Annotated in this window: 11 protein-coding genes and 1 tRNA gene; 5 read left to right on the top strand and 7 right to left on the bottom strand. The window is 73.5% G+C overall.

What is annotated here, in order from left to right; translation table 11 throughout:
• The 5 genes from OF852_RS01455 to argS form a co-directional block, all read right to left on the bottom strand.
• Positions 1-1,332, bottom strand: coding sequence for a homoserine dehydrogenase (locus tag OF852_RS01455; protein ID WP_271120041.1), 1,332 nt, complete (start codon positions 1,330-1,332; stop codon positions 1-3).
• Positions 1,329-2,756 (bottom strand): diaminopimelate decarboxylase, encoded by a 1,428-nt coding sequence (gene lysA / locus OF852_RS01450; RefSeq protein WP_271120040.1) that lies wholly within the window; start codon positions 2,754-2,756, stop codon positions 1,329-1,331. Before lysA ends, OF852_RS01455 begins: the two co-directional genes overlap by 4 nt.
• 133 nt (positions 2,757-2,889) lie before the next feature.
• Positions 2,890-3,861: a nucleoside hydrolase gene (locus OF852_RS01445; protein ID WP_271120039.1), complete on the bottom strand. Its 972-nt coding sequence runs from the start codon at positions 3,859-3,861 to the stop codon at positions 2,890-2,892.
• Complete coding sequence (locus OF852_RS01440) at positions 3,858-4,673, bottom strand: LmeA family phospholipid-binding protein (protein ID WP_271120038.1); 816 nt, start codon at positions 4,671-4,673, stop codon at positions 3,858-3,860. Before OF852_RS01440 ends, OF852_RS01445 begins: the two co-directional genes overlap by 4 nt.
• Before the next feature lie 2 nt (positions 4,674-4,675).
• Entirely contained in the window at positions 4,676-6,328 is a 1,653-nt protein-coding gene (gene argS / locus OF852_RS01435; RefSeq protein ID WP_271120037.1) for an arginine--tRNA ligase, read from the bottom strand.
• A gap of 63 nt (positions 6,329-6,391) precedes the next feature.
• Between argS and OF852_RS01430 the strand changes: the two genes are divergently transcribed.
• Positions 6,392-6,982, top strand: a complete 591-nt coding sequence (locus OF852_RS01430; protein WP_271120036.1) for a hypothetical protein — start codon at positions 6,392-6,394, stop codon at positions 6,980-6,982.
• A gap of 16 nt (positions 6,983-6,998) precedes the next feature.
• On the opposite strand, the gene OF852_RS01425 is transcribed toward OF852_RS01430, so the two are convergent.
• Positions 6,999-7,679, bottom strand: coding sequence for a pyridoxine/pyridoxamine 5'-phosphate oxidase (locus OF852_RS01425; RefSeq protein ID WP_271120035.1), 681 nt, complete (start codon positions 7,677-7,679; stop codon positions 6,999-7,001).
• A 23-nt stretch (positions 7,680-7,702) separates the two neighbouring features.
• On the opposite strand from OF852_RS01425, the gene OF852_RS01420 reads away from it, so the two are divergent.
• The 4 genes from OF852_RS01420 to OF852_RS01405 all read left to right on the top strand — a co-directional run bounded on the left by OF852_RS01420 (position 7,703) and on the right by OF852_RS01405 (position 10,120).
• Positions 7,703-7,775 (top strand) — tRNA-Arg (locus tag OF852_RS01420).
• A gap of 188 nt (positions 7,776-7,963) precedes the next feature.
• Positions 7,964-8,779, top strand: a complete 816-nt coding sequence (locus tag OF852_RS01415; protein ID WP_271120034.1) for a CPBP family intramembrane glutamic endopeptidase — start codon at positions 7,964-7,966, stop codon at positions 8,777-8,779.
• The gene (locus tag OF852_RS01410; RefSeq protein WP_271120033.1) at positions 8,751-9,356 is read left to right on the top strand and encodes a TetR/AcrR family transcriptional regulator; all 606 of its coding nucleotides are present in this window, start codon (positions 8,751-8,753) and stop codon (positions 9,354-9,356) included. Before OF852_RS01415 ends, OF852_RS01410 begins: the two co-directional genes overlap by 29 nt.
• 95 nt (positions 9,357-9,451) lie before the next feature.
• Positions 9,452-10,120 carry a TM2 domain-containing protein gene (locus OF852_RS01405; protein WP_271120032.1) on the top strand — a complete coding sequence of 223 codons (669 nt, stop codon included), beginning with the start codon at positions 9,452-9,454 and terminating at the stop codon, positions 10,118-10,120.
• A gap of 33 nt (positions 10,121-10,153) precedes the next feature.
• Here the strand turns inward: OF852_RS01405 and OF852_RS01400 are convergent, their stop codons facing one another.
• A complete protein-coding gene (locus tag OF852_RS01400) occupies positions 10,154-11,584 on the bottom strand; it encodes a helix-turn-helix transcriptional regulator (RefSeq protein ID WP_271120031.1) in 1,431 nt (476 codons plus the stop codon).
• Between the last annotated feature and the right edge of the window lie 115 nt (positions 11,585-11,699).

Below are 11,699 nucleotides of genomic sequence, written 5' to 3'. Positions count from 1 at the left end.
TCAGGTTCCTTCGACTCGCAGCACGCTGGACACCGACTCGACGACGGCGCTCGCCTCGAGCGCCGCGACCGTCGCGGAGAGCGCGGCTTCCCTCGCCGCGTGCGTGCCGATCACCAGGGTAGCGGTCGCGGGGCCGTCCTCAGGACCGCCCGCGGCCGCTGCCGACACGCTCTGCTGCACGGCCTCCACGGACACGCCGTGCTCGGAGAACTCGCTCGCGATGCGGGCGAGCACGCCGGGCTCGTCGCGCACCTCGAGGGTCACCTGGTAGCGCGTGGTGACCTTCGAGATGGGGAGGACGGGGAGGTTCGCGTGGGTCGACTCGGCGACGCCGGGGCCGCCGATGACGTGGCGGCGCGCCGCCGAGACGACGTCGCCGAGGACGGCGGAGGCGGTCTGGAGCCCGCCGGCGCCCGCGCCGTAGAACATGAGGGGGCCCGCCGCGGCGGCCTCGAGGAAGACCGCGTTGTTGCCGCCGTGGACGGCGCCGAGGGGGTGGTCGCGCGGGATGAGCGCGGGGTGGACGCGCACGCTCACGCCGTCCTCCCCCGTGTCGGGATCCTGGAGCCGCTCGCACACGGCGAGCAGCTTCACGACGAAGCCCGCGGCGCGCGCGGCCGAGACCTGCTCCTGCGTGACGCCCGAGATGCCCTCGCGGTGCACCGACTCGAGCGGGATCGCGGTGTGGAAGGCGAGACCGGCGAGGATCGCGGCCTTCTGCGCGGCGTCGTGGCCCTCGACGTCGAGCGTGGGGTCGGCCTCGAGGTAGCCGAGCTCGAGGGCGACGCGCTGCGCCTCCTCGGCGCTGATGCCCTCGGCGTCCATGCGGTCGAGGATGTAGTTCGTCGAGCCGTTGACGATGCCGTAGATGCGCTCGATGCGGTCGCCCGCGAGGCTCTCGCGGAGCGGGCGGATGATCGGGATCGCCGCCGCGACGGCCGCCTCGTAGTACAGCTGGGCGCCGAGCTGCTCCGCGACCTCGAAGAGCTCGTGGCCGTGGGTCGCGAGGAGCGCCTTGTTCGCCGTGATGACGTCGGCGCCCGAGTTGAGGGCGGTCAGCAGCAGGCTGCGGGCGGGCTCGAGCCCGCCGATGAGCTCGATCACGATGTCGGCGCCGAGGATGAGCGACTCGGCGTCGGTCGTGAGGAGCTCGCGCGGGATGTCGGCCGTGCGCGGCGAATCGAGGTCGCGGACGGCGACGCCGACGAGCTCGAGGCCCGCGCCGACGCGCTCCCCGAGCTCCTCGCCCTGCTCGAGCAGCAGCGAGGCGACCTCGGCGCCGACGCTGCCCGCCCCGAGGAGGGCGATGCGGATGTTGCGGTACTCGATCATCGGGACTCTTCTCCGGTGGTCGGACGGGGGATGCCGGCGTCGCGGCAGAGCAGGTCCGCCTCGGTCTCCCGGCGGACGAGCACGCGTGCGGCGCCGTCGCGCACGGCGACGACGGCGGGGCGTGCGAGGTAGTTGTAGTTCGAGGCGAGCGAGAAGCAGTAGGCGCCGGTCGCAGGGACCGCGACGAGGTCGCCGGGGGCGACGTCGCCCGGCAGGTAGTCGTCGCGCACGACGATGTCCCCGGACTCGCAGTGCTTGCCGACGACGCGCGCGAGCGCCGGCTCGGCCCTCGAGCGGCGGCCGGCGAGGCGGACCGTGTAGTCGGCGTGGTAGAGCGCCGTGCGCAGGTTGTCGCTCATGCCGCCGTCGACCGAGACGTAGCGGCGGACGGCCGTGCCGGCATCCCCTTCGAGCGCGACGTGGACATCCTTCGTCGTCCCGACCTCGTAGAGGGTGACGCCCGCGGTGCCGATGATCGCGCGTCCGGGCTCCAGGGCGAGGTCGGGCACCGGGATGCCGCGCTCGGCGCAGGCCTCCCCCACGGCTCGGGCGATCTCGCCCACGATCTGCTCCGCGGGAGCCGGGTCGTCGACCGGGGTGTACGCGATCCCGAAGCCCCCGCCGAGGTTCAGCTCGGGCACCGGCCCGCCCTCGAGCAGGCGCGCGTGCAGGCCGACGAGCCGGCGCGCGGCCTCGCCGAAGCCCGCCGCGTCGAAGATCTGCGAGCCGATGTGCGAGTGGAGGCCGAGGAGCCGCAGGGAGGGCTCGGCGCGGATCGCGTCGACGACGCCGTGCGCGTCGGCGATGGGGATGCCGAACTTCTGGTCCTCGCGCGCGGTCGCCAGGTACTCGTGCGTGGAGGCGTGCACCCCGCTGTTGATGCGGAGGCGCACGCCCTGGACGCGGCCGTGCCGCTCGGCGGCGCGCGCGACGCGCTCGACCTCGACGACGCTGTCGAGGACGATCGCGCCCACGCCGACCTCGACCGCGCGGTCGATCTCGGCGAGGCTCTTGTTGTTGCCGTGGAGGCCCAGCTCGGCGGGCTCGGCGCCGGCCGCGAGCGCGAGTGCGAGCTCGCCGCCGCTGCAGACGTCGATCCGGAGTCCCTCGGCCCGCATCCAGCGCACGACCTCCGCCGAGAGGAAGGCCTTGCCCGCGTAGTAGACGTGCGCCCGGGCGCCGAGCGCGCCCATCGACTCCTCGGCGGCCTCCCGGATGCGGCGCGCCCGGCCGCGGGCCTCGTCCTCGTCGAGGACGTACAGCGGCGTCCCGTGCTCGCGCGCGAGCTCGGTCGCGGCGACGCCGGCGAGGCGGATCGCGCCGGCCTCGTCGCGCGCGGCGGAGGCCGGCCAGACGAGCGGCGCGAGCGCGTCGGGGTCCGCGGGGCGGACGAGCCAGGCGGGTGCGAGCGGGTTGTCGGACATGAGCCTCACGAGGTGCGGGCGCGGATGGCGCGAGCGTCGAGCGATGGTGAGGCGAGCGGACCCGGATTGATCCCTGAAGCCGGGACCATGCTAGCGAATCGCGGGAGGCATCCCGATCCGTCGTGCCGGCGGGCTAGATCCGGAAGCGCACCAGGCGATCGACGAGGAGCTCCGCGAACCGTCCGTCGGTCTCGAGGACGACCGTGCAGTTGCCCTCGGGCGCACCGCGGAAGCCGCGGTAGCGCTGGCGGGTGTCGACCCAGGTCTTGCCGCGGCCGGGTCCGTCGCTGCAGTCCACCTCGACCGGCAGCCGCGGCGCCGAGACCGGGACGACGTCGCCCGTCAGCACGCCGGCCGCGAGCGCATCGTGCTGCGCCGCGCAGCGCACGTCGTAGGAGTCCTCGAGGTAGAAGTCGAAGTAGAACTCGCTCGCATCGGCGATGAAGCGCGCGACCTCGCCGCCCTCGGCCCGGAGGCGGTCGAGGTGGGCCTCCGTCATCAGGTCCCGCATCGTGACGTCGAGCGGGACGAGCACCGTCTCCCACCCTGCCGCGACGACGCGCTGCGCCGCCTCGGGGTCGTGGATGATGTTCGCCTCCCCCGCGGGCGTCACGTTCCCGGGCGCATCCGCCGCGCCGCCCATGATCACGACCCGCGCGACCCGCTCCTCGACGCCGGGCAGCCGGTCGAGCGCGTGGGCGAGGTTGGTGAGCGGCGCGACCGCGAGCAGCTGGAGCCGGCCCTCGTGCTCGCGCGAGAGGCGGTCGATGAGCGCGACCGCGTCCTCCTCCACCGGGCGGGCCCCGCGGAGCGGCGGGAGGCCGGCATCCCCCAGGCCGTCCTCGCCGTGGACGCTCGTCGAGACGAAGTCGAGCGTGCCGTCGAGCGGCGCCTCCGCGCCGATCGCGACCGGGATGTCGGCGCGGCCGACGAGCTCGAGGATGCGCAGCGCGTTGACGGCGCAGACCGGCGCCGTGTTGTTGCCGAAGACGGTCGTGATGCCGACGACGTCGACCCGCTCGTGCCCGAGGAGGTAGAGGAGCGCCGCGGCGTCGTCGATGCCGGGATCGCAGTCGACGAGGACGGGGATCCGCTCGCCGCTCACGAGCAGCTGCCCTTCTCCGCGAGCCCGGGACCGCCCAGCGGGGCGCCGTCGCCGGTGATGTCGAGGACGAGGCGCGCGCCCTCGACCTCCGCGCCCTCGAGGCGGAGGGCCTCCGGCAGCGACTCCGCGACGCAGATGCTGCGCTGGGCGAGCACCTGGTCGGCCGCGAAGCCGAACGGCCCCTCGCGGAGCTCCCGCGCGTCGAGCTCGGCGCCGTTCACGAGGAGCGTCGTCGGCTCCAGCACGAGCGCGCCGCCCGAGGCGGTCGGCGCGAACGACATCCCGACCGGGATCGAGAGCCCGAAGGCCTCGAAGGCGCTCTCCGCGACGATCTCGCCGTCGCGCAGGTCCAGCCCCGAGAGCTGGATCCCGCCGAAGCTCTCGGCGGCGCCCGCGAGCGACTCCTCCGGCACCGCGACGGAGATGTCGAGCGCGGTCACCGGCGCGCCCTCCGACAGCGGGACCCCGCGCGCCGCGACCTCGACCGAGCCGGTCAGGCCGTTGAACTCCGCCTCGGCGATCGAGACGTCGAGCTGGTCGAGGCGCCCGCGAAGCGCCTGGATGAGGATCGGCCCCTCGCCGACCGAGACCTCGACGCCCTCCTCGGAGGGCAGGCCGAGCACCTCGACGATGCGCGCTCGCGCCATGTCCCGCGCGACCTGCTTCGCGATCCCGTCGAGCACGAAGAACGCGACGACGAGGAGCACGAGGATGCCGAGGATCACCCAGGGCCAGCGACGGCGGCGACGACGCGGCTCGGCCGGCTCCTCGACCACGGGGAGCGGCGCCGTGCGGGCCTCCGGCTCGGCCACGGCTACATCCGCTCCGGAGCGGAGACGCCGAGGAGGCCGAGCGCGTTGCGGAGCACCTGGCCGGTCGCGTCGTTGAGCCAGAGGCGCGTGCGGTGCACGTCCTCGACGGGCGCCTCGCCGAGCGGGGTCACCCGGCAGCTGTCGTACCAGCGGTGGTAGGCGCCCGCGAGCTCCTCCGCGTAGCGGGCGATCCGGTGCGGCTCACGGAGCTCCGCCGCCTGCCGGACGACGCGCGGCAGCTCCGCGAGGAGGCCGAGCAGCGCCGACTCCGTCTCGTGCTCGAGCAGCCCGGGCTCGAAGACCGAGCGGTCGACTCCCGCCGCGGCCGCGTTGCGGGCGACCGCCGCGGTGCGGGCGTGGGCGTACTGCACGTAGAAGACGGGGTTGTCGTTCGTGCGGCGCGTGAGCAGGTCGAGGTCGATGTCGATCGAGCTGTCGACCGAGCTGCGCGAGAGCGCGTAGCGCGCCGCATCCACGCCGACGGCGCCCACGAGATCCTCCATCGTGACGACCGTGCCGGCGCGCTTCGACATCCGCACCGCCTCGCCCTCGCGCACGAGGTTCACCATCTGGCCGATGAGGATCTCGTGGTTGACGTAGGGCTCGTCGCCGAAGGCCGCCGTCATCGCCATGAGGCGCTTCACATAGCCGTGGTGGTCGGCGCCGAGCATGATCAGGTTCCGCTCGAAGCCCCGCTCGCGCTTGTCGAGGTAGTAGGCGAGGTCACCGGAGATGTACGCGGCCTCGCCGTCGGACTTGATGACGACGCGGTCCTTGTCGTCGCCGAACTCCGTCGTCCGCAGCCAGGTCGCGCCGTCCGCCTCGAAGATGTGCCCGAGCTCGCGGAGGCGGGCGACCGCCCGCTCGACGGCGCCCGAGTCGTGGAGGTCGTTCTCGTGGAAGTAGACGTCGAAGTCGACGCCGAACTCGTGGAGCGAGGCCTTGATGTCGCCGAACATGAACTGCACGCCCAGCTCGCGGAACACCTCCTGCTGCTCCGCACGGGGCAGCGCGGCGAGGTCGCCGGGATAGGCGTCGAGCACGCGCGCCGCGATCTCGGGGATGTAGAGCCCGCCGTAGCCGTCCTCCGGTGCCGGCTCGCCGAGGAAGCTCGCGACGAGGCTCCGCGCGAAGCGGTCGATCTGCGCGCCGTGGTCGTTGAAGTAGTACTCGCGGGTGACCTCGCCGCCCTCGGCCGCGAAGATGCGCGCGAGCGAGTCGCCGACGGCGGCCCAGCGCGTGCCGCCGAGGTGGATGGGGCCCGTCGGGTTCGCGGAGACGAACTCGAGGTTGATGCGGACGCCCGCGTAGAGGTCGCCGCGCCCGTAGGCCTCGCCGCCCTCGACGATCGTGCGGGCAAGCTCGCCCGCCGCCGCCGCATCCACCCGGATGTTGATGAACCCGGGGCCCGCGACCTCGGCCGTGCGGATGCCGGCCTGCTCGGCGAGCGCCGTCGCGATCTCCTGCGCGAGCTCGCGGGGGTTCGCGCCGAGCGGCTTCGCGAGGCGCATCGCCACATTCGACGCCCAGTCGCCGTGCTCCCGGCTGCGCGGGCGCTCGAGGACGATCTGCGAGGCCTCGACCGAGCCCCCGCGTCGCTCGACCGCGGGGCGGACGACGTCGAGGAGGAGGGCGGAGAGCTCAGCGGGATTCACGAGGTCCGATCCTATCGCGGGGCGCTCCCCCGCCCGGGCGCCCGTCGGCGGCATGATGACGGGATGGCCGCACTCCCCCGCCTCCTCGCCGTCGTCGCCGCCCCGCTGCTCCTCCTGCCGCTCGCCGCCTGCGTGCCGGGGGCGGCTCCTGGCCCCGGCGGGTCCGGCGCGCCCGAGCCGAGCGCCTCGAGCGAGCCCGGGCCCGGTGAGAGCGCGGCCCCGGCGCCGACCGAGCGGCCCGCGGGACCCGCCGCGCTCCGCATCTCCTGCGAGCAGCTCGTGCCCGCGGAGCTCGTCTACGGCTTCAACCCGAACTTCGCGCTCCTCGACGACTGGACGCCCGAGACCGGCAGCCCGGGGGCGGCGGCGCTCGCGGCGGACGGCACCGCCTGCCGCTGGCAGCACGAGTCGAGCGCCGACACGATCGATGTGGCGGTCGCCCAGCCGGGGCCGGATGCGGGGCTGCTGCGGGGCGCGATCGCCGGCACGGCGGTTCCGGGCCTCGGCGAGGAGGCGAGCTTCGCGCGGGTCGGCCGCGTCGCCCTCCTCGACGTCGTCGCGGGGTCGGCGAGGGTCTCGGTCGCCTCAACCTACCTCGAGTCGGCGGCCGACGCGCGGCCGCTCGCCGAGGCGGCGCTCGACGCGCTCCCCTGAGCGCGGTATCGCCGCCTCACGGCCAGAGGCGCTCGCGGAGCCAGTCGCCGGCGTCGTCGCGCCGGTAGCGCAGGCGCACCTGCCCCTGCTCGGCGGAGGTGGCCCAGAACTCGAGCTCCCGTGGGCGCACCCGCCAGGCGCCCCACCCCGCGTCGACGAGCTCCGGATCCTCGGCGAGCCGCGCCCGACCGGCCGCCACGAGCGCCGCGGCCTCCGTCTCACCCGGCATGGGCCCCGAGGGCGGCGCCGCGATGATCCGGGCCCGGGCCTCCGGGTGCCGCGCCAGGAAGTCGGCGGCCGAGACCTCGGCATCCGCCCGCTCCGCGGGCCCCGTGAGGCGCACCTGGCGGCCGCGCTCGCGCCAGTACAGCAGCAGCGCCGCCTCCGAGCCGCCGAGGAGGTCGCGGCCCTTCGCGCTCGCATCGTGCGTCGCGAACCAGGCCGACTCGGCATCCAGGTCCTTGAGGATCAGGGTGCGGACGGAGGGCCGCCCGAGCGCGTCGACGGTCGCGAGCGAGGCCGCGTGCGGCTGGAGCGCGCCCGCCTCGATCGCATCGTCGAGCCACCCGGCGAGGAGCGCGAGCGGCTCGGCGGGCGCGGCATCGAGGTCGAGGCCCGGGGTGTCGGGCGCGAACACGGGGAGCTCGCGGAGCCTCGTGCGCCAGGGGGACGGGGCGTCACGGCGGGGGCTCGTCATCCTGCTAGCCTAAGAGCGCCCTGGCCCCCATAGCTCAGGGGATAGAGCGTCTGCCTCCGGAGCAGAAGGCCGTAGGTTCGAATCCTACTGGGGGCACCTCATCAGTCGGGACGGTCACCGATCGGCTTGGTGCTCTCAACCGACCACTGCACCACTCGCGTTCGCGAGCGCACCCGCGAACAGCTCCGCCAGTCGACGCGCACCGGCTTCGTGGACACGCCGAGCGCGACGAGCCATTCGCGTCGACGCACGGTCGTCGAGGAATACGAGTGTATTCTCGTCGCGTGACTGCCACACGCGCCCCACTCGACGACAGCCCCCCACGCCACGACGCCGTGGCGGTTCGACGACCGACGTGGCGGCGGCCGTGGGTCAGCTCGATCGTGTTCGCGCTCGCCCCGGTGGTGTTCATGACGGCGGGGTCGGCGGTGGCCCAGATCCTCCAGCTCTCGGATGTCGCGTCGGTCCTCGCCCTGGCCGGTGCCGCCGTGATGTCCGCTGGGGTCGGGCTCGTCGTCATGCGGGGCTCGGGGCCGAGGCTTTCCGCGTACGGGATGCAGCGGCCGAGGAATCCGGACGTCGCGATATGGTTCCTGCCGGCTCTCGGTGCGGTGCTCGTCTCGATCGTGTCGCAGATCGGCGGGCTGGACCTGGCACGGTGGCTCCCGTACGCGGCGCTCGCCATAGCGACCGCGCTGAACGAAGAGCTCTGGTTCCGGGGCGTCATCGTGACGGTGCTGCGAACCCGGGGAGTCAGAGCGGCGGTGTACGGCAGCGCGGCCCTGTTCGCGATCTTGCATCTGGCGAACCTCGCCGGTGGAGAGCCGGCCCTCGATGCCGCGCTGCAACTCGTGTTCGCGCTCCTGTTCGGGATCGCGGCCGCGCGACTCGTCCTGGCGACCGGCAGCATATGGCCTGCGGCCGCCTGGCATGCCGCGTGGAACTTCGTCAATCTCCTCGCCGGCGATCAGACGACGCCGGTCGCGTTGATCGGCCTCGGCTTGGCATCCACGATCATCCTCATCTACTCGATGGTCGTCGCTCGGCGCACCCAGCGAAAGCACACGGACGATGAGCGCGAACAGCCCGCTCCCGCTTGACCTCACGGGCCGCCAGGAAGCTCTCGCCGATGCCGCCCTCACCGTCATCAGCAGCGGCGGGATGGCCGCATTGTCGTTTCGCACCGTCGCGGCGACGGCGAAGTGCTCCGTCGGCTCCGTGCAGAAGGCATTCCCGACCAAGCTCGACATGATCGCCGCCGCCTTCTCGCGCCTTCGTCAGGTGGCGGTCCCGCTGCCGCAAGGGGAACCCGGCCGCCCCACCCTGCGCGAGTGGCTGACCGAATTGGCCGTGTGCATCCTGCCCCTCGACGAGGCCCGCGCAGCGGCCCAGCGACAAGCCGAGGCGTTCGCCCAGCACGCCATGAACGACCCTGCGATCGCGCACGCCCTCGCCGCGAGCGACGATCACCTCAGAGATCTGTTCTCCAAGCTCGTCGACCGCGCGAAGCGTGAAGGAGAGGTCTCCCGCGACATCGACGCCGAGCGGACCGGCTGGGCGATCCTGGCGCTGCTCCAGGGGGCGGCGACCCAGCTGGCCTACCAGCCACGTCCCGAGGCAGAGGTGCGCGACCGTGTCGATGCTGCCGTGCACCAGCTCTTGCGCGACACGCGCTGAAACGTCCGCACAGCGATCCGTGCGATCGACCGCTCGCCGCGCCGGTGGAGGCCGCCCGGCTCGACCTCGCCGGGTTCCGCGTGCAGACTCGGACGATGACCGCACGCGACGACCTCCGCGAGCTCCCCTCCCCGAAGTCCTTCATCGTCACCTGGATCCTCTCGGTCTTCCTCGGCGGCCTCGGGATCGACCGGATGTACCTCGGCAAGTGGGGCACCGCGATCCTCAAGCTCGTGACCGTCGGCGGCTTCGGCTTCTGGTACCTGCTGGATGTGATCTTCACGCTGATCGGCATCTCGCGGGACGCCGAGGGGCGCCGGGTGCGCGGCTCGTCGACCGCGCACGTCGTCGCGTGGATCGTCGCGATCCTCGTGCTCGCCGGAGGCGGCACGGGTGCCGGCGTCACGCAGCCCTGGCAGTCGCGGCAGAGCGCCGACGCGGGCCCACCCGTGGACGCGAGCGCGCTTCCGGCTCCTGAGGCCGGCTGGGAGCGGATCTCCTCGGGCTCCGGCCACGGCGCCGTCACCATGTCGGGCACGGTCGCGGACCCGGGCGCCGAGCTCCGCCTGTCCTGGGCGGTCCCGGACTCGGGCGCCTCGCTGACGGTCCGCGTCTCGGACGACTCGGGCATCCTGATCGAGCGCCGACTCGACAGCACCGCCATCACGGCGGGCGAGAGCGAGCCCGTCGAGACCGCCGGCGGCGACATCGTCGTCGACGTCTCGGGCGCGGGCGCCTGGGCGCTGGCGCTCGATCAGCGCTGACGCTCCGGAGCGCGCCGTGCCCCGATCTCCGGCTCAGGAGCCGGCGTGCGTCTCCAGGAACTCGTAGAGCTCGCGATCGTCGACGCCCGGGAAGGTGCCGGAGGGCAGCGGCGAGAAGATGTGGGCGTGCACCTTCGCGCTCGACCAGGCGCGACCCGCCCACCGCTCGCGGAGCTCGGCGGACGGCCGGCGGCAGCATGAGGCGTCGGGGCAGCGCGAGTGCTCGCGGCGCCCCGTCTCGCGGCCCCGGAACCACTTCGACTCGGCGAAGGGCACGCCGATCGTGATGGAGAACTCCTCGCCGTCGCCCGTGCCGATCTGGGTCGACTCGAAGAAGGTGCCCTCGGGGGTGTCGGTGTACTGGTAGAACTCCGTCGTCCGGTTCGTCCGCGCGAAGGCACGGCGGGCGGCCCACTGCCGGCACACGATCTGGCCCTCGGCCGAGCCCGTGACATCCACCGGGAGGCGGAGGCCGTCGTTCTCATAGGCCTTCGAGACCGCGCCGTCGTCGCCGACCCGCAGAAAGTGCACGCGCATGTCGAGGTGCTCGGTCGCGAGGTTCGTGAAGCGGAGCGCCGCCGCCTCGTGCGTCACCCCGAAGGCGTCGCGGAAGTCCTCGACCGCGATGTCGCGGTCGGCCTTCGCGCGCCGCAGGAACTCGACCGACTGCGCCCGCGGCATGAGGCAGGCGGCCGCGAAGTAGTTGATCTCGAGCCGCTGGCGGAGGAAGTCGGCGTAGTCGACGGGCGCCTCGTGCTCGAGGAGCCGGTGCGCGATCGCCTGGAGCGCCATCGACCGGAGGCCGTGGCCGCCCGGGATGGACGCCGGCGGCAGGTAGATCCGCCCGTTCTCGAGGTCGGTGACGGAGCGGGCCGAGTGCGGGAGGTCGGGGACGTGCACGAGCTCGAAGCCGAGCCGTTCCGCCATCCTCGAGACCGAGCGGTGGGTGAGGGCGCCCGTGCTGTGGCCGACGGCGGCGAGCTGCGCCTCGGCGAGCTCGTCGATCCACGGCAGCGCGTTGTCCTCGGTGCGCATGCGCTGCCGGAGCTCGGTGTTGACGCGGCGGGCCTCCTCGGGTGTCGCGATGGCCTCCCGCGCGCGCCGGGCGAGCTCGCGGTGCAGGCCGACGATGGCCTCCAGCGTGTCGTCGCCCATGGTGCGACCCGCGCGGATCACGGGGAGGCCGAGTTCGGCGTAGGCGGTGCCGCGCTGCGCCCGTTCGAGCTCGATCTCGAGGGCGGCGCGCGGGCTCGGCGGCCGCTCCTCGAGGAGCTCAGCCAGCGGCACCCCCAGCTGCTCCGCGATCGCGGTGAGGACGCTGAGCCGCGGCTCGCGACGGCCGTTCTCCATGAGGGAGAGCTGGCTGCCGGCGACGCCGACGAGCTGCCCCAGCTGCTCGAGCGTGAGCCCGGCCTCCCCGCGGAAGTGCCGCATCCGCTGCCCGAGGGTGACGAGATCCTTCATGGACTTGACGATAGCGAAAGAATCGCAGATTTTGCCATTCCAGTTCGACGCAATATCGGTATTCGAGGGCGCACAGTCGAATCACATCGATTTCTTCAGCGGATCGAACCCTGGA

It is taken from the genome of Homoserinibacter sp. YIM 151385 (genome assembly GCF_027912415.1).
Lineage (GTDB): Bacteria > Actinomycetota > Actinomycetes > Actinomycetales > Microbacteriaceae > Schumannella.
This window is presented reverse-complemented; position numbering and strand designations above follow the sequence as displayed.